The sequence below is a fragment of the Alteromonas sp. S005 genome, from assembly GCF_036864475.1.
Lineage (GTDB): Bacteria > Pseudomonadota > Gammaproteobacteria > Enterobacterales > Alteromonadaceae > Alteromonas.
Window position 1 is genome coordinate 1 of sequence record NZ_JAZETN010000019.1, and the last position, 22,983, is coordinate 22,983.

Here is a 22,983-nt window from a genome sequence, read left to right on the forward strand (position 1 = left end):
ACATTGATGTACCTGATTAGATTCCTTGTTGGAAACACATATGGAATATTCCTTTTGACATTGTTTATCTACTACAGAGCAGATGAGCTGTTCGGTATTTCCCCTTACACCCTTGACCAATTAGCGCTCTGGCTAGTTTCTCAAAGTGAATCAACTAAAACGGCGCTGCTCAGTTCATTCATTACTGTTATAGGATTTATGCTCGCCTACGCTACAGCAACAGCCAACTGGAAAGGGCAGCTTCTAGCTAACCTCAAGCTACAGGCCGCGGGTGAGCTTGATGTATTCTTTTCAGAATATTCTAAATTGGCAACAGACTGTGAAATTTACGCATCGTCTCTAACAGAAGCTGTCGATAAAATACAAAAAAATTGCACTTTAGATAAAGCAGTTTTCCTTGCTAGCTATAATCGAGATCAAGGGCAAATTTTCATACAAAAAAGGCAGAGACTAATAGCAATGGGTGTAGATGTTCATAGTTTCCAGGGGCGTTATAGTACGCTTCTCTTATCTGCACCCAACCTGAAATCTAGTCTAGATGCCGCGATTACAGCAGTTACAAACATCAATGATAAACTCTGGATCAATGTTCCATTCCACATCAAAGGCGATGAGAATGTTGTCCAAACTTTCGTTAATCAGGTAAATGTTGCTGATTGCTTTGCTCTTAAGTCGGCGGTTGACGCTCACCACGACGAGCTTAATTTCTCTTCTGGGGTTGTGAGAGGCAACCTAATGTCAACTGTTATCGGGTTCAATATTTGGACGATGTACAACTTGTATCGTCAAGGTGGTGATTTCTATAAAACAATTAAAGAGCGCTATACTAAGCTGCAAAAATAACCGTAATAAAGACGGGCACATACCATGACCGCAGAGATTAATATCCCGCAAAACTAACTAAAGAAAACTAAAGAAGACAGGCACTATATATTCCGGCACTTTATATTCCGTGAGCTCCCGTCATCTCGTTTCTTATTTTAGTCTACGTGTTATTGCCCCTGCTTTGAGGTGTTAGCTATTTTGGTAAACATGCTATTTTCATTCGCTATTTTCTTACTCTATTTGTCACCAATTGCCTTTGTATTCTTATACTCTAAATATGAATATCAGCATTCATTAGCAGACAGTTTTAAGAGATGGAGAAATTCCAAAATAATCGGCATTGTATATTTCGCTGTGTTGACTTTTTTCATAGTTACGACTGAAGATAGAAGCTGGAGACTATCAACTTATTGGTATTTGCTATGGGAACCGGGTTTAAGTGTCAGCCTTATAGTGTTCTCAAAACCTGCCAGTGAGATTATAGAAGGCTTCTCCTCACTAGATCATTTCGGTGAGGACTTTGGACATATTTTAGGTTGGTTCGGCTTGTTGTACGTATCATATATACTCGGTGTTGAAGTTTTAAGCCATAGCTAACACTCGCTCCGCGGGCTGAGACGCTAATATTTAAGCGACTCGCTTAGTTCGTGGGAGCAAAAAATACGTAGGCGCCTAGCGGTTCACTTGTTATGGTAGTTAATGTATCTCTGCCCGTCCTTTGGGTAAGGCGAGCACTCAGTAAAATTAACCACAAAAAGGGAAATTTATGAAAAACGGAATTCTCACAGCACTTATTTTTATGATATTCAGTTGCTCTGCAAACGCGACTATTTCTCCTCATCTCTCCTCAGAGCCTATTGAAGTTACAAATGACGAGCTTGTTCAATATTGGACAATGAAATTTAATTCGTTTTCTTTTAATTCTGAACCCAAGGGCAAAGTTGCTTCTATGCCAAAAGGCTATGTAAAAATCCGCTATTTGATTGATTCAGATGGAAATACATTCAACGCTAGTGTAGTGGAGTCAAAGCCGGTAGGTGTGTGGGACGAGCAAGGTTTGCTTGCTATTAAGCAAATGCAATTTGCTCCAACCACCGATAACGATGCCCGTGTACCTGTTTATGTGACTACTTTTTTTAAATTTGAGCAGGGCAACTGATGCAAGTTAACTCTATAAGCGCCTAAAAAATTACGATTGTCATTGGTAGGCGCTCACCGGAGTGCAAACACGCGGGCTAAAATATGAGTAGCAGACTAGGTTGTTCAGTTAACTGTAATTCCCCTATTATTTGTGTGTTCGCTATACGGAATCATTATGAAAACTACTGTGTCACTTGCACAATATGTTAAAAAACGAAATGGGGTTCCATTAGGGGCAAGTGGCTCCATGAGAAACATGCTTTTCCGTGCTTTCGGAGCAAGGTCCTTTCAGGTGTTTTGGCGGCACTGGAATCCTATTTGGGGTTACTATTTATCGCGCGATATCATGCGACCGCTTGCGAATTTTCTACCCATTTCTTTAGCTACACTTGTTACATTCCTTGTCAGCGGTGCTCTTCACGATATCGCAGTATCAATTATAAAGTGGAAAATCGTTTTATTTTTCACGCCGTGGTTTGGACTAATGGGCTTGCTAGTTATAGTTTCAAAAGCGGTCGGGATATCGTTCGGCCAGTTTAGTTGGATTGCTCGTGCAATAATTAATGCATCGCTAGTATTTGTCTCGTTAGGTGTAACGTACTTCTTGGAGTCATTGTATGCTTAGCAACATACAACTGATAAGACATAAACAGTGATATGTGGTTTAAAGACCTAGAATTAGAATCTGAAAATATAACGCTTACTCCCTTAACAATGGCACATGCTGACGCCTTAGTGAATGCAGCGACGGACGGTGAGCTGTGGAAGCTATGGTTCACATCAGTACCAAACGCTGAAACTATTAGTGAATATATTGCGACGGCACTAGAGCAGAAAAGCAAAGGGCTATCGTTACCCTTTGTCTTGATACAAAAAGCGAGTGGAAAGGTTATTGGCTCAACGCGCTTTTGTAATGCTGACTTTATTAATCAGAGAGTGGAAATTGGCTATGCGGTAGGCTTTTGTAATCCTGGGTGTAGCAGCGATTTTGCTCAAAACTTCCAAGCAAGCCCGAACGATACCCAGTATTTTGATGTGCTAATAAAAGAAAAGTTTGGGAAATAAACACTTGCTAACTTACTTCTATCAAGTGTTAAAGTGCTTTAAGAAGGGACAAAGATTTGACTAAAATTTTAATATTTGGAAATTCCGGTTCTGGCAAATCTACGCTAGCGCGCCGTTTATGTGAAACACACGGTTTAGCACATTTGGATCTCGATACTCTGGCATGGAAACCCACTAGCCCGCCCGAAAGAAAGCCCATTGAAGAGTCGGACCAAGAGATAAAGGCGTTTACCGCTTCAAATGAAACCTGGGTTATCGAAGGGTGTTACACAGATCTGCTTAAGCTTGTAGAGGCGCAGTCTACAGAAATAGTATTTATGAATTTACCCATTGAGTTGTGTATTGCTAACGCGAAAGCAAGACCGTGGGAGCCCCATAAGTACAAGACCAAACAAGCGCAAGATGATAATTTATCCATGTTGATAGACTGGATTGGCCAATATACAAAAAGAGACGATACGTTCTCTTATACTGCTCATCAGCAGTTTTATGAAAACTATAGCGGTAGTAAAAGAATGATAACGAAAAATATTCCGTACTAAGCTAAGTGCGTTGTCATTTTTGCCTATTAATTACGAATTCAGACTTAAACTTAGAGGTTTTCATGAAATGCGTTTTTCTTACATCGCTTATTTATTTATGGTCGATACAAGCATTTGCACAAACTGATTTAAAGGAACTTGGCAGGCAATACTTTACGGCGTGGTCAGCAACGCAATCTCCAAATGCTACAGAGCATGATTTAGATAAATATCTATTGCTTCTTAGTAGTGATGTTGCTCATCAGCATTTACCGTACGATTCTGACGATTCCCGCATGCCCGATGGTAAAGCGCGCATTCGCGAGGGGATGCTTTATTACTTAGGTGCACACGTCTTTTATACCGCCCAACTTAATCACATTATACCTGCGCACAATGCGGTAGCTATTTCATACACTACAACGAGTAAGGGCATTCATCCACAAACTAAAGAACTTATTGAACTAGAGTATCAAACATTAGAAGTGCTAGAGATTGAAGATGGTAAAGTAGCTGTGATAAGAAAATACGAAGAGTAATGGTAAGGCATCAATCATAGTGTTATTTTTTACTTTATCGAGATGTTGGCCTAGTAAGCATTCATGCGGAGGTTAGGCTTTGCGCTAATCCTCGCAACTTTGTTGGTTAATTGCGAACCTTTGATGTTTAGGCTATTCAATACAGTGCTTTATACGGAAAATTATGTTTAAGAAAATTTTAAAGGGATTTGGAATCGCGATACTCTCCTTTGTCGTTTTGTTTACCCTAGTCGCTGTATGGTCAGGCTATAAATCCTCTCAGTATGAAGAAACTGCAATTCCCTTTATGAATACTGCAATAGTAGATATTTCCACGTGGGAATTAGAAACGTTTAAAAGATATCTTACTGAATCTGAGCTTGAAAATATTAATGAAAGCGATCTAGAGAGGCTCATAAGGGCTTTATCAAAAATGGGTAAGTTAGTTGAAATTGGTGAGTATCAGTTCAACACGGTGACATCACGAGCGCTTGTAGGCGGAGGTTCGGGCACGTTTGTTACCTATACAGTACCTGCTGTGTATGAGAATGGAGACGCTATGCTAACTATTACTCTAAAAGAAGAAGATACTTCCTTTTCTGTTTATCACTTTAAATTAGATTCGTTGGCGCTGTTTGACTAACGAATATGTGTAGCGCATTAATATGTCAAGTTTAATACTTCCACTATTTACGCATGTACTTCTTTGTACTGCACTTTACGCATTACTCACTTTAGCTCGCGCACCGGTTGTGTGGGGAGTGGGGCAGACCAAAGATGGTTCAAATCCCTTCGGCAGTATTCAGCCTAAAATCAGCGCGAACCTAAGCAATCAATTTGAGTGGCCACTATTTTTTTACATTGCCATTGTATTGCTTATCGCAAAGGATGAGCCAATAGACATTGAGCAAATCTACTTGGCTTGGGTATTTGTGATTGGCAGAGTGCTACACAGCATTGTTCAAATATTTACCGACAATATCAGATTGCGTGGTATGGTTTTTACCGTCAATTTTGTTGCTGTTTTGGCAATGTGGGTTTTGCTTGTTATCGAGCATATATAAGAATCAAGAGCATTAAAGTTATGGAAGACGTTTTAGAACCGCTGGGCCGTTTTGTACTTCGAATACTTAAGTGGATAGTGGTAGAAGCTATCATTGAACTAGTTATAAAAGGTACAGGCCATGTGGTGCTTAAGCTTTTAACCTTTGGCAAATACCCGCGAGCGGGTAGAGACGAAGGAAGGACCTTTGCGGTTGGTGTAGTTAGCCTAATCATTGTTTTTGTTTGCCTTGTACTTATTGCTTAATATCTAAAAAGGATATTTTCATGAATATGAATAAGTGGGCGAAAATACGAGAAAAAGGCAAACAGCGCTTCGTTTTAGTAAACGGTGTTTTGGGGTGGGGCCTACCCACCGCCATCCTCTGGGTCTTTTTGATGGAATTTCTTGAACCATCGGAAAATATTTGGGTACGCCCAATTATCGCTTTAATCATCTTCCCCATTGCAGGTATCGCTTTCGGCCACTTAATGTGGAACAAATCTGAGAAGGCTTACGAAAAAGCGACGAGTAATACTCTGTAACTTCTCTAGGCTGGCTTTTTACTTATAACCCAGTAAAGTAAAAGTTCTAATTTCTACAAGCTAATTCAGAGAAGTACATGGAAGTATCCAAAACAAGTATTCAAAAAGCAGTCGCGAAGAATATTATCTCTGAACAGCAGGGCGTTGACCTCTACAACTTCTTTCAGGCAGAAAGCCAGCATGCTCCCGCTTTCACCTTTACCCATATTCTTTATTATCTGGGCGGCCTTATCGCTATTGGCGCCATGACTTTGTTTATGAATTTAGGGTGGGAACAGTTTGGGGGGCTGGGGATAATTTTCATAACATTGCTCTACGCTGGTGTAGGGTTAAAGATGGCGAACTCTTTAGCAAATAAAAATCTTATTATCCCAGCTGGTATTTGCGCAACCTTTGTCGTATGTCTAACGCCGCTTGCTATTTATGGTTTTCAGCAATGGCTTGGCCTTTGGCCCGAGAGCGATACAGTCTATCGTCAGTTTCATAAACGCGTTAAATGGCTGTGGTTGTACATGGAACTAGGCACATTGGTGACCGGCATGATAGTAGCTTGGCGCTACAAGTATCCGTTTTTGATAATGCCTATAGCAATAACACTGTGGTACATCAGTATGGATGCTGTCATGCTTCTCATCGACCAAGACGATATGTGGAATTCCTACACATGGGAATTTCGCGCACAAGTATCTATGTACTTCGGCATACTTTTGACCTCATTAGCGTTTTGGGTTGATTTACGGTCAAGGCACACTGCCGACTACGCATTTTGGTTATATTTATTCGGCGTTATTGCGTTTTGGGGTGGGCTTACCAGCCAAAGCTCAGAGAGCGAACTTTCAAAGTTTTTCTATTTCTGTATAAACCTAGTCCTAGTAGGGCTAGGCGCATTATTGGTTCGAAAAGTATTTGTGATATTTGGCGCGTTAGGCTGCTGTTTCTATTTAGGGCACTTGGCCTCAAATGTGTTTAGAGACAGTTGGCTTTTTCCTGTTGCCTTAACGGCTATTGGTTTAGGCGTGGTATATGCGGGAATATTATGGCAAAAAAATGAAGTTAGGATCACTGGTAAAGCCCGTAAAGTTCTGCCAAAGCCCTTTCAAGAACTCCTAGAGAGCAAACTAAAATGAAAAACTGTATTAAACGCTAGAGAGTAAATAAACGCTCTTAAGTTCTGATAGCAGTAGGTATCGAATAATAAACATAAACAATAGCCTCGGCGAAAGCAGATAAATTATCTTAGAAAAGTGGCAAAGACGAAAGGTAGCAAACAGAAATGTCAGATAAAAAAGAAGAATTCAAAGACCCTACAAACCTTATAGCGTGGATTAAATACTTTCTATGCTTTCAAGTTGTTCTCGCTTTTGTAGCTATCGGCTCAAATTTAATGGAGTACCAGCTTTTAACAGACTTCCAAAACGGCGTTTATTTTAGCCAAGAAATGGCGGTTGCCGATGCAGAAGCTAATGACAAGAGGCAAGCCGTTATTGCTTTTTCTTACCTTGGCGTGTTTATCGTTTCTGGCGTTTTAATTTTAAGATGGATTTATCAAGCAAATCAAAATGCACGTCAATTTGGTGCGAAAGATATGGCGTTTTCGCCAGGCTGGTCGATAGGTTTTTATTTCATTCCCATTGTTTCTCTTTGGAAGCCCTATCAAGCGATGAAAGAAATCTGGCAGGCAAGTCAAAACCCAGCTAATTGGCCAGTAGAAAAAGTAAGCTCTATCTTGGGAATCTGGTGGTTTTTCTGGATTGCTAACAGCATAGTGGGACAGGCAGTATTTCGATTGTCTAGAAGAGCGGAAGAAATCTCTGAAATTATGAATGTGAACTTGGTGTCACAGACCTCAGAAGTTATTTCAATTCCTTTAGCATTAGTTACTTGGTTAATGGTTAAAAACGTTTCTAATGCTCAGTTAGCAATGCAGGAGCGAAGTAATGAACAGCCAGAAATTGACGACGTATCAAACCTAGAACCAGCAAAGTGAAGTTGACCAGCTTTTAATTTCGTTAGAATAACGCAATGCCCGCAGACAACGGGTGTTTTCTCATTAAGGTGTTTTAAAATACTTTTTATTGATTAAGTTGAAACGTTCTTGCCTACTAGTGCGTTATTTTCCAATGAGTTTCTATATATGTCGTTTAAGAAGAAAGCGTTAGCCAGTGTTCTTGTTTCCCTCTGTTCTGCGTTAAGCCTTAATGCTAACGCAAATGAACCTTATGAATTGATGGGCGTGACTACCCAAACGGGTGAGAAAGCGTCCTATCTTGCTAATGAGAAAAATATAACCCTGCCGGTAACGGTTATTAACGGAAAAGAAGACGGTCCCATACTGCTACTTACAGCCGGTATTCATGGTGACGAGTTCCCGTCAATGTATGCCTTGCAACAACTTCAACAAAACCTTAATCCTAATGAGATGAGCGGTGTGTTGGTTGTGCTGCACTTGGCAAACTTAGACGGGTTTCATGGAAATAGAATAGCGTTAAACCCTAAAGATGAGAAAAACCTCAATAGGGAGTTTCCAGGGAGCGCAGACGGCACACCAACAGAGCAAATTGCGGAATTGCTAACCAGAGAGTTTATTGGCAAAGCTGACTTTTTAATAGACATGCATTCTGGCAGTGCAAACCAAACGTTACTGAATCATGTGTATTCTCCTTTTGTGGGCGACGAAGAACTTGACGCTTTAACATTTGAATTCGCGAAAGCAACCGGCATGCAGCATATTGTTATGTATGGTGACCGCCCAAGAGATCCTAACAATTCAATTTCATACCCTAACACAGCGATGACGAGGGGGAAGCCTGGCCTTACTACCGAAATAGGGCACTTAGCGCAGACAGATGAAGAGTCTGTAGCAGAAGCGCTAGAGGTGGCTAAAAACGCTATGTACTTTCTAAAAATGTTGCCAGAAAAACCAAAGCCGCACCCCGAGCCAATTATTTACGAAACCATTAAATACCCTAAAAGCTCGAAAACCGGGTTTTTTAAGGCCTCAGTGGTGATAGGGGATAAAGTGGTAACTGGGCAGGACATAGGTGCGGTCACCGACTATTTTGGTAATCTTGTTGAAACCCTCAAATCGCCTGTTGACGGCACGGTTATGATGGTTAATCAAATGCCAGCCATTAAAGATGGTCAGTCTGTAATGGCGATTGGTGTAGTAAAATCTGAATAATATTGTTTATGAAGTAAATAGGCTGGGTGATCTAATTCGCCTACTCAATCAAATAAATGATAAGGTTGAATCACAAAACTGTGATTAGGGAATAAGATGGACTTTCTTTTTAACGTATTGATTTGGGTAGGCGTGGTTATCTTCGCCATTTTTATTATCGGCTTTATGGCAGCAGCGAAGCTAAATAAGCGCCAAGATGAAAATAATGATTAAAGGTCTGCCAAGCTTGCTTTAAAAGCTGTAAGGCCAATTTCAGGAAAGTAATAAATATTTTCACCCCTTTTCTTTAGTTCCTCCGTTTAGTGAAAAAAGGGGGAACAATATGCAAACAACAATTCTACCACGCGCTAATTCACAAGATCTGGTACAACCTAGCCTAGTATCTTTCGCAAAAGCGTCTTTCCACAAGCGGGCTATCAACGCAACCACTATTGCTCTTGCAGGGGGAGTGGTTACTGCCGGTCTATTTGTTTTAATGGCAGAGCTGATAAGGCAAGATAAGGTGCATATAAGTGAAGCGCCGCCGGTGTTTTTTGAACCCATCATCTATCAGCCTGAAGATGAACGAACTATTACCAAAAAGCCCATTGCGCCTATTGAGCAAGTCATCAAAACGCCGCCGCAAAAAAAGGTCGAGATCGATCCTGAGCCAAATGACGGCCCAGGTAATTTCGAAATAAACACACAGGTTCCTAATACGGCGTTAGATTTATCAATAAATCTGAATAGTGTTCAAAGTGATATGCAGGCTACGCCTCAGTTCAGGGTTGATCCTACGTACCCGCCAGAGGCGAGTCGAGACGGTGTTGAGGGTTGGGTAAAGCTTGGGTTTACGGTAAGTGCTAGCGGTGCTGTATCTGATATAAAGGTATTAGATTCCGAGCCCAAGCGTATGTTCGATAGAGCAGCACGCCGCGCGCTTAAAAAGTGGAAGTACAAGCCCAAGTTGAACGGCGGTAAACCTGTTAGTCAACCAGGTATGGTTGTAGTATTAGATTTCAAACTAGAACAATAAGGATAGCCTATGAGTATAGGCGCAAGTTTGCAAAGCCTGTTTCAAGGTAAGCGCGAAAGAGCGCTGGGAGTGAGTGAAAGGCTAATGCTGCAATATAGCGCAAAAGGTGATGAAGCATCGTTAGCCGCACTTTTTGATTTACACAGTACCAAGCTATTTTATTTTCTTAAGGTATTAAGCGACAGCTCCATAGCTGAAGATATATGTCAGCGTACATGGATAAAAGTTATTGAGCACCGCCATTTATTTAAAAGCGGCGATAATTTTCAAGCTTGGCTGTTCACCATTGGAAGGCGAGCCCTTATTGATGAATTCCGTAAAAACGCCAAGCTTGAATATAGTAACGAAGCTGTAGAGGAATTTACTCTTTCTGAGCTGGTTAAGCACGCTCAGTCTTCGGTAGAAGATGATGTAGCTAAAGGATTAGAAAAAGACGTGTTTAAAGCTTGTTTAGCACAATTACCTTACAAGCAGAAAGAGGCGCTTTCACTGCAGTTTGAAGGTTTTAGTTTATCGCAAATAGCTGATATGTGCGGCGCTGAAAAAGAAACGGTTAAAACACGAATTCGATATGCCAAAGAAAGTCTTAAATCTATGCTGGAGAAATTGTAATCATGTCTATCTCAGATAAAGAGCTACAAGAAGCGTTCAGACGCAGCCAGCAGGTACAAAAGCAAAGCGATTTAACAACTCAAAAGACAAATGCGCGAGTACGTGCCAAAGTGCTTGGACATAACAAAGCTAGAGCAAACGGAAGTGACACAGAACGTATGTTCGCTGCGGCGTTTTCGCATCTTCGCGCCTATTTCGCGTCATCAACTCTTCGATTTACCGCTGTGGCTTTCGCTATTGTTGCCATGCTAGGGGTGTACAACATTGGAGTATTCCAAAGTCGTCACTCGCCGAATATGCAAACCGCAGCACACCGTGTAGATATTGTGCATTACCACGGTTTTGCAGGTGAAGATAAAATAATGGCTAATAATTTCAATGACGACTATCAAGCCCGCTTTAATGCCTATACCCGCCAATATGTCGAGAGTAGTTTGGTTGCTAGAGCTGTTTCCCAGCAGCCAGCTACATTGAAATCGCAAGATGGTTATTGGCTATTGGTGAATTGTAAAAATCAACAAGTTATCGTTTCTGAGAGTCTTATTGCATCGTTGAATATTAATGGCCGTATAGAAGGGGATATCAACGTAGGGACTCAGGTTGCGCTAGCATTCGATGATCAGGGAAGAATATTGTCTATTAAACAGTCCACCAAGCCGTTAATGTGCTGATATATAAGTGCGTCATACTGACAAATAGAAACGCAAAAACGAGGCTGGCTGGTTTGGAAACGGCCTGAGCCTCGTTAATTGCAGAATATGATTATTTAAAATTACTTGTCTAAATCGTGCGCCCTAAAGGCATTGGGAAGCAATTCGCCGATGGTGGTTTCAAACTTCTCTCCACTTTGACTAACCATGGTTACCGGAGTTTCATCTGGCGCGAACTCTGCAATTTTTTGTCTGCAACCGCCGCATGGAAAACAAAATTCCTCGTTCGGGCTGGCAATAACGATGTGTGAAATGCGCTTTTGGCCTTGCGCAACCATATTGCCAATAGCAGTGGCTTCTGCACATTGCCCTAAAGGGAAGGCCGCGCTTTCTACGTTACACCCAGCAAAGGTTTCCCCACTCGGGGTAAGCACTGCAGCACCAACTTTAAAATTGGAATAGGGTGAATGAGAGTTTTTCTGTGCGTTAAAAGCAAGTTGTGATAGTTGTTCTAAATTATTTTTCTTCATAGCTACCTGTGTTAACCACCCAATACGCTTTACTTTTATCATCAAATGCGAGAAGGTTGGCGGCATTAGCGCCGCAGACATGCGTATATTAAATACTCAGGCGGTTTTTTCTTTTTTTATAGAATGCTTTTTTACCATGTGCAGAAACGTTAGTCTCATCTTTTTTTCTCTATTCGCTGCTATTTTAACCGGTTGTGCGCAAACAGCCTCAGTTTCAGAAAGGCCACAGATGGGAAATCTGCTTTTAGCTGAGCCTGCTCCTATAAATCCGCGTTCTGAGATGGCAATTGCACGCTACAATCAGGTATTAACTAGCCCGGCGCTTTCAGATGAAGACAAAGCCGAACTGCATTTTCAACGAGGCATGCTTTACGACAGTGTAGGTCTTGCAGGTCTAGCTCAGTTCGATTACACACAAGCAATTAACTTAAAGCCCGATTTAGCTGAAGCTTATAACTCTATGGGTATTCATTACATTCAACAGAGTGACTTCCTTCAAGCTTATGATGCATTTGACTCTACGTTAGAAATTAACCCAGAGTATGATTTCGCGTTCTTAAACCGTGGTATCGCGCTTTATTATGGCGGTAGAGCAGTGCTTGCCATTGAAGATTTAAATCGCTTTTTTAACAAAGATGACAGCGATCCGTTTCGTGCGCTGTGGGCTTACTTTGCGCATCACGATGTGTCAGAACTTGAAGGGCAAGCTTACTTAGCGTCGATTCGTCCTACGCTCGACAATGAACATTGGGCAACCACGCTGGTGGATTTATTCCTAGGTAGTGTCGGTGAAAATGATGTGCTTAACTCACTGCTAGACGGTGTTAAAAGCCAAAAAGCACTCACTGATCGATTATGTGAAGCGTATTTCTACTTAGGTAAATTTCATTCTCTGCGCGGAAATAGTGGAATCGCATCGAATTACTTTAAGCTTGCGTTAAGTACAAACGTATTCGATTACGTAGAGCATCGTTACGCAAGAATGGAGCTTAACCGTTTGCGTGATAAAGCTAGCAACAAAGTAGTTAGCGAAGAGTAAGCGAAAAGCATTATGCGAGGCTTATTTTTAGCAGTCTTCGCACTGCTCATCGTTGCGGGCGATAGCGGGCGTTACGCCCCTCAACTTATCTCGAACGCGATTAGTGTGCTATCACCCTCACATCAAAATGTAGGTGGAACTTCGTTAGAAAGTGAGGAAACAGTCGAGTCCGATAGCGCTCAGCCTGATGCTATTGCCCCAGATAGCACTGATACTACCCTTGAAAATAATCCACGAGATAACGCGCTAGCGCTGCTATGGCTGGCTGCAAAGCAGGGGAGTGACACTGCCCAAGTCCACATGCTCGAAATATTTGAGAGCGCATATAACGATGGCTTTTCTTCTACGGTTTCTGTTGACCAAGAGACAGCCACTTATTTTCTGGAAAAGCTTGTTAACCTAGAAAATGCGGATGCTGCGTGGTTGTTGTACCAAATCTTAGGTGAAGAGGGTGCTTCAGAGCGTTTTATGCGCCTAGCAGCACTCGGCGATGTAGCTGAAGCACAACTCGCCTTTGCAATGTCTACCGATTCGCCAGAAAAGCGAGAAAAGTGGCTGATACGCGCAGCGTCACAAGAATATTTGCCTGCACAGGCTGCACTGGCCGATTGGTACCTACTTCATGGGCAACAGCAGTTAGCCAAACCACTGCTGGAAGCTACAGCAACGCTAGATATGCAAAGTGCGTTCAAGTACGCAATGCTTTTATGGGACGAGGGCAAATTTTCACAAGCTAAGCCGCATTTTAAATTCGCGGCGCAAAAAGGCCATCAACAAGCGAAAAAAGCCCTAAACGTTATTAAGCTTTATTCTCCGTATTCAGTAGCGCAAGCAATAAAGCAATCTGGTGCGCTTCATTGGGACGATAAAGCAAATTGCCTGCAGCGTGTTCAACCTTTTGCTACAAGCTTAGCGACCATCATGCGAGCGCATGAACATTATCAATCATTTAACAATGATACGCGTCTTAAAGAACTTTCTATTTGCTTAGCGCCGCCTATTTGGCTTAATTCCGATGTGTTGGAGTGCGATGCCAACTACAGAAGGGCTGGCATCTTGGGTTGTGATATTTCTCCGTTAGCAAGTATTGCCAAAAAGCGTAAGTTTAGTCATGCAGTTGTAGTGGCCGAGCAGGGAAAAGCGAATGTTCAAAATGGTGTAATGTATTTAGATATTAGTGACGCTTATACAGTTTTCGTGCACGAACTAGCGCATTTTGCTGGCTTCGCTGACGAATACCCTATTGGCAAGGGTATGGCAAACAAACTGTGTGATGAAGATGGAATTGAAGACTTCAGACCGCCCAACGTTGTTGTAGATACTGAGTATTGGTATGCACCGCATGAAACGGTAGAGAATTGGCTGGCGATAGACCCCGCAACGATTATCGCTCGCGCTAAGACATGTACAGTGTTGGGGCTTAATAGCTACAAACCTAGCCGACGAATCACCTTTATGGAACACCACGATAGTGGCGTGATCCCGCCTTTATATATGGTACTTTGGCAGCAACAGCTAGAAAAGCAAAATTCGCAGCGGCCCATCTCAATGAACTTCTTCCAAGCTTTTCACAATAGCGGTAATCGAAAAGAGGCGGCCCACTGGCTAGCTGAGTACGAAGCATTTACCGGCACTAAATAAGCAGCCGCACACTCTTTTTCGATACCGCCATAGTCCTATTCAACAACCACCTTCACAGGTACTGCAACGGGTTATTTCTCGCTACCCTCGAAGCGTAGGCTTTAGCTCTCTTACCCACATAGATGTTGCACCACAAATTGCTACCGGCATAACAATGAAGTTCACCACGGGAATGAGCGAGAACACGTTTACCATCATACCAAAGGTCATTGCTTTTCCTTTGTGTTCGCCCAGGTGCAAGCGCATTCTAGTGAAATCCACCTTGTGGTTATCATAAGGGTAGTCACAATACTGGATAGCCATCATCCAGGCGTTAAATAAGAACCAAAGTACTTGCCCGATAATAGGTAAGAAAAAGAACAGCAATAAAAAACCGATAGCGCGAGGTAAATACCAAATAAGTTTAGTCAGTTCGCGACCTACAGTGCGTGGAATGTCTTTTACCAACGACATAACGCCTTCATCACCCAGGTCTTGACCCGTTAAATGACGCTCAACCTTTTCTGATAACACGCCGTTGAAAGGCGCTGCAATCCAGTTAGCTAGGGTGCCAAAAATAAGTGCGAAAATAAGTAACACACTGATTACCGCTAAAGGCCATAAGAAGAAGCTGATAGCCGTTTTTATCCAGCCTAACCATTCAGGTACAAGGTCGATAACATAGGCTATACCCATTTCTATTTGACCGAACAAGAAATAAAAAGCAACGGAAAACAGAACAAGGTTTATAGTCAGGGGCACAAACACGAAACGCTTTAGCCCTTTCGTTTTGATAAGCGAAAAGCCTTCAAAGAAATAATGCACACCACCTGAACTCATTCGTACTCCTTCGCGTTATTTTAAACGCTTTGTTTATTAACTATATTCTCTATCATACGCCCTTGGCGCGTTCTGTTCCCAACTCACTGAAATGGTAATTGTTACAAGCTGTTAGTTTTGGTAGAGTCAAAACATAATAACAAAAGAACCTTCTGTGTGATTACATCATTTCCATATCATCCGCTAATTCAGCATCCCGCCAAGGGATATTGGGCTGAAGCTATGACGATTTCGTCAGTCCACTCTGCATATCAGAGGGATGATGCGTGAGGCTTAAGAAGATAAAGCTAGCGGGCTTCAAGTCCTTTGTTGAGCCTACTTCTATTCCATTTCCTGGGGAAATGACTGCCATTGTTGGCCCAAACGGCTGTGGTAAATCCAATGTTATTGATGCTGTTCGCTGGGTATTAGGTGAAAGTTCAGCGAAGAATCTACGCGGCGATGCGATGACAGACGTGATCTTCAATGGTTCATCTTCACGAAAACCCGTGGGGCAGTGTAGCGTTGAACTTGTTTTCGATAACAGTGCAGGGCGGATCGCGGGCGAATTTGCCAACTACAACGAACTGTCTGTTAAACGATTAGTCACCCGAGATGCCACGTCGACTTACTTCCTCAACGGTACCAAATGTCGCAGGCGAGACGTTACCGATCTGTTTTTAGGAACAGGGCTAGGGCCACGCTCTTACGCCATTATCGAGCAAGGTATGATCTCAAGGCTTATCGAATCTAAGCCACAAGAGCTGCGCGTGTTTATTGAAGAAGCTGCGGGAATATCAAAGTACAAGGAGCGTCGCAGAGAAACAGAAAATCGCATAAGGCATACGCAAGACAACCTTGAACGCTTAAGCGATGTGCGCGATGAACTTGGCAAGCAGTTAGAAAAATTACAGCGACAAGCCGCGGCAGCAACCCGCTATAAAACTTTACGCGCGCAGGCCAGAGAGTTAAAAGGCCAGCTTGCGGCGATTAGATTTCTTAAAAATAGCGAACATATTGAGGCGCTGCAAAAGCAGCAGCAAACACTGCAACTAGAAGTCGACGATTTAAATGCTAGGTTACAAGGTGACGAAGCCGGGCTTGAGTCGTATAAAACTAGGCAAGTCGAAACCAAGCAAGCCATCGATGATCTGCAGCAGCAATTATTCACCACAAGCAATGCAATAACGCGTTTAGAGCAAAACGCTCTGCATGCGAAACAGCGAAAAGGGCAAATAGAGCAAGAGCTTGCGCGAATAGCAGAACAGCATGGGTTGCTCAACCACTCAATTGATGAGGCACAGGAAGCACTTGCCGTGTCAAATGAAGCGCTTGAAAACATTGAGCCAGAGCTTGCACTTAAAGAAGCTGAACTAGAACATGCAAAAACACGTTTTGAAGACGTTGAGCAGGCATTAAGAGAATTTAACGCGAAAGCACGTGAACAAGAGCAAACGTACAACCAGCTTCGACAAAACGTGCAGCAGTGCCATAGCCAAATACAGTCCACAATGAGCATGCAGCTTCGCACATCTCAGCGCATTAGCGAACTGCAAGACGAGTTAAAACAACTCGATGACGAAGATTATTCAAGTCAAATTGCACTTTTAAATGAGCAGGGTAACGAGTTAGATTTCGATATTGATGAAGGTAAACAGGCGGTTCAAGCAGCTAGCGAGACAGTACAAAAGCAACATGCTGAAGTGCAAGTCATTGAAGCGAAACGTCGTCAGGCGCTGGGTCAGCTGCAAACCGCGCAATCAACAAAATCTGCCCTAGAAGCTCTTCAGCAAGATGCCTCTAACTCCGAAAATGTGCAGCTAGAAGGAATTGAAAAGCTTTGGCAGCAATTTAGTTCAAGCCAAGCGTTAGCACCCTGTATTGAGGCCATTTTGCAGCACGCTAAGGACCCTGTGGTTGCCAAAAGCTACCCCGTAAAAGAGCTTCTTAAAAACAAATCGCGTCTACCCACAGGCATAAAGGTATACACCGAAAGCGTGTTAACAGGTTCGGCAAACGTCGGCTCTTTAGCCCATGCCTTATTAACCGAGCTTGGCGGAAGTAACACCTCACCGGCACAGGTTCCCGCATTTTTTGATGATATATACCTTTGCGAAGACGATGAGGACTTGGCAAGTAGGGTGAAACGCTTAAGTGATACCGAAACGAAAAGAAATGGTAAAGACTTTTCTAGCGTAATCTCACCCTCAGGTTTATGGGCCAGCTCCCATTGGGTCGTTAAACCGGGTGAGGTGAATGACGGTGCTTTACAGCGTGCCAACAAAATTAAAGTGCTTACAGACGATATCGTAGCCATTGAAAGTCTCATAGAAGAAGTTGAATATTCGATTGAGGAAGCGAAGCAGAGCCTTGAAGTAAGCGAAGCCCATAAGCATTCGGCTCAAAACGCCTTGGCTGAAAAAGAAAACCAACGAGCTCAAATCAAAAACAAGCTTTCTCTTCTCGAAATGCAGCAAGAACAGCAGTCTAGTCGCAGCGCCAAACTTAATGATGAATTAGCAAAACAAGAGTTAATGCTTGCTAAAGAAGAAGAGCAATTAGCGCAACTTTCCGAAAAATTAGAACTTCAAGAAGCGCAGATTCTTGAATACGAAGTGCATATTGATGAGGTTAATGCGAAACGTGAAGAAAATGAACGAACTACATCAGAATTACGCGCCTCAGTGGATTCATTAACGTCTCAAAATCATGAGCTTGCACTAAAAAAACAGCAGCTTGAAAATCATCAAAACTTATATAGTCAACAGGTTACGCGTAACCTTGAGCAGCGTGAAGAATACATAAAAAATAAAGAAAGACTGCAAAAAGAGCTAGCGCACCTAACGTCTCCTGAAGAAATTCAGGAAGCAGAGCTTCAGTCTCTGCTAGAGAACAAAGCTGAGTTAGAGCAACTGAAAAGTGCTAAGCAACGTAGCCTTGAAGATATTGAACAATGGCTGCAAGAAGCCGAAAAAGGACATCAGGCTCTTGGTAAAGACATTCAAACCCGACAGACAAACATCGATAAACTTAATATTGATATTGAAGGGTATCGAGTTCGCGCGAATACGATTTTAGAGCAGCTTGACGAAACACAGCAGTCACTGAAGAGCATTCTAGAAACCTTACCAGAAAATGCTGAAGAGAAGCGCTGGCAAGAAGACCTTGAAAAAACGCAAGCCAGTCTTCAGCGTTTGGGAGCGGTTAATTTAGCTGCGGTTGAAGAGTATGAAGCTCAGTCACAAAGAAAGTCTCATTTAGATACACAGCACAACGATCTTACCGACGCGTTGGAAACTCTGCAGTCTGCCATTCGAAAAATCGATAAAGAGACACGCACGCGCTTTTCAAATACATTTGAGCAGGTTAACGAAGACCTTAAAATGTTATTTCCCAAGGTTTTCGGCGGTGGGTCAGCATACCTTGCGCTTACCGACGACGACCTACTGGAAACTGGGGTAACGATAATGGCTCGCCCTCCTGGAAAGAAAAATAGTACGATTCACCTCTTAAGCGGTGGAGAAAAAGCACTAACCGCTTTATCATTGGTGTTTGCTATTTTCAGATTAAATCCAGCACCATTTTGTTTGCTGGATGAAGTAGATGCACCATTGGATGATGCAAATGTAGGGCGCTTTTGTAACTTAGTGTCAGAAATGTCACAAACAGTGCAGTTTATTTATATCACCCACAATAAAATAGCGATGGAAATGGCGAGTCACTTAACCGGTGTTACTATGGCGGAACCTGGGGTTTCACGTATGGTAGCGGTAGACGTTGACGAAGCTGTAGCCTTCGCAGAAGCATAACAAAGGGCGAAAGAAATTAAATGGAAGATCAATTACGTCTATTTTTACTCCTTGGAGGCACAGTTTTTATTCTTGCAGTGCTTGCCCACGGTATTTGGAAAATTCGTAAAAACGGTAAGCCTTCGGAAAAAGAGCGCTTAGAGCCCCGACAGTGGCAAGACGACGATAGCGATATAGAAGCTGAACAACAGGAAGGCTTTGACGAACTCGGCATTGGTGCGGTTCGAGTGGTTAGCAATTCGCAAAACTCACCTAATAGAACAGACGAGAGCAGCACAGCAGAAGCCGCAGCTTTGAGCCAGTCGTTTGATGATAGCCCGAACAACCCGCTAAGCGACAGCGAACCTCAACAATTCGGTGGTGGCGAGAGCAATCCCTCTCGTCAATCTACTCCATCTAGTCACATCCATAGCAGTAAAGACGACGCTGCCAAAGAGCACAATGGTGGTAGCAGCAATGATGATTCTTCGGTGTCACCAGTCGTAAAAGAGGGTGGAAGCGACGGCGAAAAAGAAGACGCTCAAGAAGCGCCTAAGCTGTATGGTTCTGTGGTAACGAACCCCAAACCACACATGAAAGGTCAGGCTCGTTCGTTTGATACCGCAGCAAATAAAAGCGATGACAACGTTGCAGCTTTCCCTGAGCCTCCAGGTTTTCTACTTCGGGAAGGCGATGAAGAGGCTCAATCGGCGCCACAAACGCAGAGCGAAGAAAACGCACAAGGCGCGTCTTATTCAGCGCTATCCAACGCTAATGACGCAGATGACGGGTACTCCGATAATCAAACCACGGCGCAACCCCAACAGGCGCCCGCAGCACCGGTTCGCCCTGCACAAAAGTTTTATGTGGACCCTACGCTTGAAGAAGAACCAGTACCAAGTAAAGCGCCAGCTAAGAACGAGCGAGAAGTGGCTACCTTTAGTTTAGACGCGCAAGAGGAAGTAACTTCTTCACGGGGTACTCAGGAAGAGAATGAACAGCCGCGACGTTTTGCACGTAGTAAGCGAAACAAAACACCAGTTAGAAAGCGGGAAGAGCCTAATTTTGGTGATGACCAAATGCGTATCGACTTCGACACCAGTGAGCAGAGTAACCCTAATTTAGGTGAAGAGAGCTTCAGCGCTAATGACACACACAGTGACGGTGCGACCAGCTCATCTGAGCGTGCAAAACCGTCAAGTGTTGAACCTGAAGTATTGGTGTTGAACGTAAGAACGCCAGAAGGTGAGCCCATTTCTGGTGCTGCGCTTTTGCCTATGCTTCTTACGCTAGGGTTGAAGTTCGGTGACCAAGACATCTTCCACCGTCACGTTAACTCCAATGGCAAGGGGCCAGTACTGTTTAGCCTAGCTAACATGTTTAAGCCGGGTGTTTTTGATATTGATAACTTGGAAAATTTTGAGACCCAAGGTGTATCTTTGTTTATGATATTGCCCATTGAAGGCGATCCTCACCAAGTATTTAATATGATGCACAACGCTGCACGTAAGCTGGCAGACGAGTTCGGCGCTCAGGTACTAGATGGTCGTCGCAGCGTGTTAACTAAACAGGGCTTACAGCAATACGTTGAAAAAATTCGTGAATTTGAACGCAAGCGTATGATTGCTCGCAGCTAATGCACGTTATTTAACTGTCGATATCGCACGCTTTATAAGTGTTTGCGTGATAGCGTAATAAAAAGGACTTGGCTTATACCCAGGTCCTTTTCTATTGAGGAGCGCTATAGCTTGGCTGCATAGTATACCAGCCGATGAAAAGCGACGCTTAGCAGCTCCATTTAAAACATAAGCCAGTTTGGGTTAAGTAGCCTAAGCAACAAATTGTAAAACTTTTTAATTATTTATACGGCGTGAAAACAACTCCATGTCAGACTCTTTAGAACAAGCAAAGCAACAAGTTGCACAACTTCGCAACACGTTAAATGAGTACAACTATCAGTACTATGTACTAGACGATCCATCGGTTCCCGACGCCGTTTATGATAGAGATATGCAGGCGCTAATAGCGCTTGAAAAACAATATCCTGAATTGCATAGCCCCAATTCTCCAAGCCAGAAGGTGGGAGGCGCAGCGCTGTCGGCATTTGAGCAAGTTACTCACGATGTGCCTATGCTGTCGCTAGATAACGCCTTCGATGAAGAGTCTCTACTAGCGTTTGAGAAGCGCTTAAAAGACAGGCTTAAAGATACTGCTACTTTGGAATTTAGCTGTGAGCCTAAGTTAGATGGCTTAGCGGTGAGTATTTTGTACGAAAACGGTGAGTTAGTTCGCGCTGCAACGCGGGGCGATGGTCAAGTAGGCGAAAACATCACCGCTAACGTGCGGACTATTTCAAACGTACCTTTAACCCTTCGAGGGGATCACTATCCAGACCGCGTCGAGGTACGTGGTGAAGTGTTTATGCCACGAGATGGCTTTGCAAAATTAAACGAATATCAAAAAGAAACAGGCGGTAAGGTCTTTGCTAATCCGCGCAATGCCGCAGCCGGAAGTTTGCGTCAGTTAGACTCGAAAATTACCGCTAAACGCCCGCTGATGTTTTATGCCTATTCCCTAGGCGTAGTACAACCAGACAGCTTTGATTTACCTTCTACCCACAGCGCGCGCCTTGCACAATTGGGTAAATGGGGGCTGCCGTTGTGCCCAGATATCGACACAGCTGAAGGCGGTAAAGGTTGTCTAAATTATTACAACCACATCTTGGAAAAGCGTGATGACTTGCCTTATGACATTGATGGCGTTGTCTTTAAGGTAGACCGTATTGAATTGCAGACCACCCTTGGTTTTGTAGCCCGAGCACCACGTTGGGCGATTGCGCAGAAGTTTCCCGCGCAAGAGGAAGTGACTAAGTTGGTTGACGTTGAGTTTCAAGTGGGCAGAACTGGGGCAATCACACCGGTAGCGCGTTTAGAGCCTGTTTTTGTTGGTGGCGTAACCGTATCTAATGCCACATTACATAATCAGGATGAAATTTCCCGATTGGGCGTTAAAGTTGGCGATACTGTTGTTATTCGTCGCGCCGGTGATGTTATCCCTCAGGTAGTTTCTGTAGTTGAAGCAAATCGCACGGGTAGTGAGACTGACATTAGCTTCCCAAGTCAGTGCCCAGTGTGTGACTCACACGTTGAGAAGCTTGAAGATGAAGCAGTCGCTCGCTGTACCGGAGGGTTAATTTGTGCAGCGCAACGTAAACAGGCGCTTAAACACTTCGCCTCGCGTAAAGCGTTTGATATAGATGGTCTGGGCGATAAGCTCGTTGACCAACTAGTAGATGCCGATCTCGTGCACAGCCCCGCAGATTTCTTTACCCTGTCTTTGGGTGATGTTGTTGGCTTAGAGCGTATGGCTGAAAAGTCAGCAAGCAAGCTTTTGGCATCTCTTGAAGCATCAAAGCAAACTACCTTAGCCAAGTTCCTATACGCGTTAGGGATCCGCGAGGTTGGTGAAGCAACGGCGGCAAACTTGGCTTCGTACTTTGAAACCTTGGAAGCCATTCGTGAAGCTTCATTAGAGGCTTTAGTGGAAGTGCAGGATGTGGGCGAAGTGGTCGCTACCCATATATTTAACTTTTTTAACGAGTCGCATAACACCGATGTGATTGATGCACTTCTTAAAGAAGGAATCAATTGGCCTGCCATTGAAAAACCAGATTCGGATAACTTGCCTCTTGAAGGTAAGACTTGCGTTATCACAGGTACGCTAAGTGAAATGGGCCGTTCTGATGCTAAAGCGCGGCTTCAGTTACTTGGTGCTAAGGTGGCGGGTTCGGTGAGTAAGAACACTGACTTTTTAGTGGCCGGAGAGAAAGCAGGTTCTAAACTGACCAAAGCGCAAGAACTTGATGTAGATGTGTGGGATGAAGCTGCATTGGTTGCCTTCCTCGCTGAGCATGAAAAATAGTCCTGTGAAATAAACGCTAAAAATGCAATTAGGCCGACGTCTCTTTGATAGCACTTTTCGGTCTAACGCAGTTCAACTGCGAAACACAGGCACTGTCAATTCTCACCTCCGATAAAAACAAAAAACGCCACTTCGAAATGTGGCGTTTTTTA

The 22,983-nt window shown here is 43.3% G+C and carries 23 protein-coding genes; 21 read left to right on the forward strand and 2 right to left on the reverse strand.

Annotated features, from left to right (window positions below):
• The 16 genes from V7R55_RS17290 to V7R55_RS17365 all read left to right on the forward strand — a co-directional run.
• Positions 1–843: hypothetical protein (locus V7R55_RS17290; protein ID WP_334060495.1), on the forward strand; the 843-nt coding region annotated here is incomplete at its 5' end.
• 748 nt (positions 844–1,591) lie between these two features.
• Positions 1,592–1,984 carry a TonB family protein gene (locus tag V7R55_RS17295; protein ID WP_334060496.1) on the forward strand — a complete coding sequence of 131 codons (393 nt, stop codon included), beginning with the start codon at positions 1,592–1,594 and terminating at the stop codon, positions 1,982–1,984.
• Between the two features lie 156 nt (positions 1,985–2,140).
• The gene (locus tag V7R55_RS17300; RefSeq protein ID WP_334060497.1) at positions 2,141–2,590 is read left to right on the forward strand and encodes an acyltransferase; all 450 of its coding nucleotides are present in this window, start codon (positions 2,141–2,143) and stop codon (positions 2,588–2,590) included.
• Between the two features lie 32 nt (positions 2,591–2,622).
• Positions 2,623–3,030, forward strand: a complete 408-nt coding sequence (locus tag V7R55_RS17305; RefSeq protein WP_334060498.1) for a GNAT family N-acetyltransferase — start codon at positions 2,623–2,625, stop codon at positions 3,028–3,030.
• A gap of 56 nt (positions 3,031–3,086) precedes the next feature.
• The gene (locus V7R55_RS17310) at positions 3,087–3,572 is read left to right on the forward strand and encodes an AAA family ATPase (protein ID WP_334060499.1); all 486 of its coding nucleotides are present in this window, start codon (positions 3,087–3,089) and stop codon (positions 3,570–3,572) included.
• A gap of 62 nt (positions 3,573–3,634) precedes the next feature.
• The gene (locus V7R55_RS17315) at positions 3,635–4,090 is read left to right on the forward strand and encodes a nuclear transport factor 2 family protein (protein ID WP_334060500.1); all 456 of its coding nucleotides are present in this window, start codon (positions 3,635–3,637) and stop codon (positions 4,088–4,090) included.
• 163 nt (positions 4,091–4,253) lie between these two features.
• A complete protein-coding gene (locus tag V7R55_RS17320) occupies positions 4,254–4,712 on the forward strand; it encodes a hypothetical protein (protein WP_334060501.1) in 459 nt (152 codons plus the stop codon).
• Positions 4,713–4,734: 22 nt separating this feature from the next.
• Positions 4,735–5,133, forward strand: coding sequence for an MAPEG family protein (locus V7R55_RS17325; protein WP_334060502.1), 399 nt, complete (start codon positions 4,735–4,737; stop codon positions 5,131–5,133).
• 20 nt (positions 5,134–5,153) lie between these two features.
• Positions 5,154–5,378 (forward strand): hypothetical protein, encoded by a 225-nt coding sequence (locus V7R55_RS17330; protein ID WP_334060503.1) that lies wholly within the window; start codon positions 5,154–5,156, stop codon positions 5,376–5,378.
• Between the two features lie 20 nt (positions 5,379–5,398).
• Positions 5,399–5,656, forward strand: a complete 258-nt coding sequence (locus tag V7R55_RS17335; protein WP_334060504.1) for a hypothetical protein — start codon at positions 5,399–5,401, stop codon at positions 5,654–5,656.
• A gap of 77 nt (positions 5,657–5,733) precedes the next feature.
• The gene (locus V7R55_RS17340) at positions 5,734–6,783 is read left to right on the forward strand and encodes a DUF2157 domain-containing protein (protein ID WP_334060505.1); all 1,050 of its coding nucleotides are present in this window, start codon (positions 5,734–5,736) and stop codon (positions 6,781–6,783) included.
• Positions 6,784–6,929: 146 nt separating this feature from the next.
• Positions 6,930–7,643: a DUF4328 domain-containing protein gene (locus V7R55_RS17345; RefSeq protein WP_334060506.1), complete on the forward strand. Its 714-nt coding sequence runs from the start codon at positions 6,930–6,932 to the stop codon at positions 7,641–7,643.
• Positions 7,644–7,790: 147 nt separating this feature from the next.
• Positions 7,791–8,837, forward strand: a complete 1,047-nt coding sequence (locus tag V7R55_RS17350; protein WP_334060507.1) for a M14 family metallopeptidase — start codon at positions 7,791–7,793, stop codon at positions 8,835–8,837.
• 322 nt (positions 8,838–9,159) lie between these two features.
• Complete coding sequence (locus V7R55_RS17355) at positions 9,160–9,852, forward strand: TonB family protein (RefSeq protein ID WP_334060508.1); 693 nt, start codon at positions 9,160–9,162, stop codon at positions 9,850–9,852.
• Between the two features lie 9 nt (positions 9,853–9,861).
• Positions 9,862–10,464 carry an RNA polymerase sigma factor gene (locus V7R55_RS17360; RefSeq protein WP_334060509.1) on the forward strand — a complete coding sequence of 201 codons (603 nt, stop codon included), beginning with the start codon at positions 9,862–9,864 and terminating at the stop codon, positions 10,462–10,464.
• 2 nt (positions 10,465–10,466) lie between these two features.
• On the forward strand, positions 10,467–11,135 hold the full coding sequence (locus V7R55_RS17365; RefSeq protein ID WP_334060510.1) for a hypothetical protein: 669 nt from the start codon (positions 10,467–10,469) through the stop codon (positions 11,133–11,135).
• 101 nt (positions 11,136–11,236) lie between these two features.
• Here V7R55_RS17365 and cdd read toward each other — a convergent pair whose 3' ends face one another.
• Positions 11,237–11,644, reverse strand: a complete 408-nt coding sequence (gene cdd / locus V7R55_RS17370; RefSeq protein ID WP_334060511.1) for a cytidine deaminase — start codon at positions 11,642–11,644, stop codon at positions 11,237–11,239.
• A 136-nt stretch (positions 11,645–11,780) separates the two neighbouring features.
• Here cdd and nlpI point away from each other — a divergent pair, with 136 nt between their 5' ends.
• Positions 11,781–12,683, forward strand: coding sequence for a lipoprotein NlpI (nlpI, locus tag V7R55_RS17375; protein WP_334060512.1), 903 nt, complete (start codon positions 11,781–11,783; stop codon positions 12,681–12,683).
• A gap of 12 nt (positions 12,684–12,695) precedes the next feature.
• A complete protein-coding gene (locus V7R55_RS17380; protein ID WP_334060513.1) occupies positions 12,696–14,324 on the forward strand; it encodes a sel1 repeat family protein in 1,629 nt (542 codons plus the stop codon).
• Between the two features lie 81 nt (positions 14,325–14,405).
• Here V7R55_RS17380 and cysZ read toward each other — a convergent pair whose 3' ends face one another.
• Positions 14,406–15,143 carry a sulfate transporter CysZ gene (cysZ, locus tag V7R55_RS17385; protein WP_334060514.1) on the reverse strand — a complete coding sequence of 246 codons (738 nt, stop codon included), beginning with the start codon at positions 15,141–15,143 and terminating at the stop codon, positions 14,406–14,408.
• A gap of 266 nt (positions 15,144–15,409) precedes the next feature.
• Between cysZ and smc the strand changes: the two genes are divergently transcribed.
• The 3 genes from smc to ligA all read left to right on the forward strand — a co-directional run bounded on the left by smc (position 15,410) and on the right by ligA (position 22,831).
• Positions 15,410–18,931, forward strand: coding sequence for a chromosome segregation protein SMC (smc, locus tag V7R55_RS17390; protein ID WP_334060515.1), 3,522 nt, complete (start codon positions 15,410–15,412; stop codon positions 18,929–18,931).
• Positions 18,932–18,951: 20 nt separating this feature from the next.
• Positions 18,952–20,547 carry a cell division protein ZipA gene (zipA, locus tag V7R55_RS17395; RefSeq protein ID WP_334060516.1) on the forward strand — a complete coding sequence of 532 codons (1,596 nt, stop codon included), beginning with the start codon at positions 18,952–18,954 and terminating at the stop codon, positions 20,545–20,547.
• Between the two features lie 247 nt (positions 20,548–20,794).
• A complete protein-coding gene (ligA, locus tag V7R55_RS17400) occupies positions 20,795–22,831 on the forward strand; it encodes an NAD-dependent DNA ligase LigA (RefSeq protein WP_334060517.1) in 2,037 nt (678 codons plus the stop codon).
• The last annotated feature ends 152 nt before the right edge of the window (positions 22,832–22,983 follow it).

Bases quoted from the DNA above. Each gene is read 5' to 3' on its own strand.
- V7R55_RS17350 (WP_334060507.1), top strand. From the start codon at position 7,791: ATGTCGTTTAAGAAGAAAGCGTTAGCCAGTGTTCTTGTTTCCCTCTGT.
- nlpI (WP_334060512.1), top strand. From the start codon at position 11,781: ATGTGCAGAAACGTTAGTCTCATCTTTTTTTCTCTATTCGCTGCTATT.
- V7R55_RS17295 (WP_334060496.1), top strand. From the start codon at position 1,592: ATGAAAAACGGAATTCTCACAGCACTTATTTTTATGATATTCAGTTGC.
- V7R55_RS17325 (WP_334060502.1), top strand. From the start codon at position 4,735: ATGTCAAGTTTAATACTTCCACTATTTACGCATGTACTTCTTTGTACT.
- V7R55_RS17320 (WP_334060501.1), top strand. From the start codon at position 4,254: ATGTTTAAGAAAATTTTAAAGGGATTTGGAATCGCGATACTCTCCTTT.
- V7R55_RS17330 (WP_334060503.1), top strand. From the start codon at position 5,154: ATGGAAGACGTTTTAGAACCGCTGGGCCGTTTTGTACTTCGAATACTT.
- V7R55_RS17360 (WP_334060509.1), top strand. From the start codon at position 9,862: ATGAGTATAGGCGCAAGTTTGCAAAGCCTGTTTCAAGGTAAGCGCGAA.
- V7R55_RS17300 (WP_334060497.1), top strand. From the start codon at position 2,141: ATGAAAACTACTGTGTCACTTGCACAATATGTTAAAAAACGAAATGGG.
- V7R55_RS17335 (WP_334060504.1), top strand. From the start codon at position 5,399: ATGAATATGAATAAGTGGGCGAAAATACGAGAAAAAGGCAAACAGCGC.
- V7R55_RS17305 (WP_334060498.1), top strand. From the start codon at position 2,623: ATGTGGTTTAAAGACCTAGAATTAGAATCTGAAAATATAACGCTTACT.
- V7R55_RS17315 (WP_334060500.1), top strand. From the start codon at position 3,635: ATGAAATGCGTTTTTCTTACATCGCTTATTTATTTATGGTCGATACAA.
- zipA (WP_334060516.1), top strand. From the start codon at position 18,952: ATGGAAGATCAATTACGTCTATTTTTACTCCTTGGAGGCACAGTTTTT.
- cysZ (WP_334060514.1), bottom strand. From the start codon at position 15,143: ATGAGTTCAGGTGGTGTGCATTATTTCTTTGAAGGCTTTTCGCTTATC.
- V7R55_RS17355 (WP_334060508.1), top strand. From the start codon at position 9,160: ATGCAAACAACAATTCTACCACGCGCTAATTCACAAGATCTGGTACAA.
- V7R55_RS17380 (WP_334060513.1), top strand. From the start codon at position 12,696: ATGCGAGGCTTATTTTTAGCAGTCTTCGCACTGCTCATCGTTGCGGGC.
- V7R55_RS17345 (WP_334060506.1), top strand. From the start codon at position 6,930: ATGTCAGATAAAAAAGAAGAATTCAAAGACCCTACAAACCTTATAGCG.
- V7R55_RS17340 (WP_334060505.1), top strand. From the start codon at position 5,734: ATGGAAGTATCCAAAACAAGTATTCAAAAAGCAGTCGCGAAGAATATT.
- ligA (WP_334060517.1), top strand. From the start codon at position 20,795: ATGTCAGACTCTTTAGAACAAGCAAAGCAACAAGTTGCACAACTTCGC.
- V7R55_RS17365 (WP_334060510.1), top strand. From the start codon at position 10,467: ATGTCTATCTCAGATAAAGAGCTACAAGAAGCGTTCAGACGCAGCCAG.
- cdd (WP_334060511.1), bottom strand. From the start codon at position 11,644: ATGAAGAAAAATAATTTAGAACAACTATCACAACTTGCTTTTAACGCA.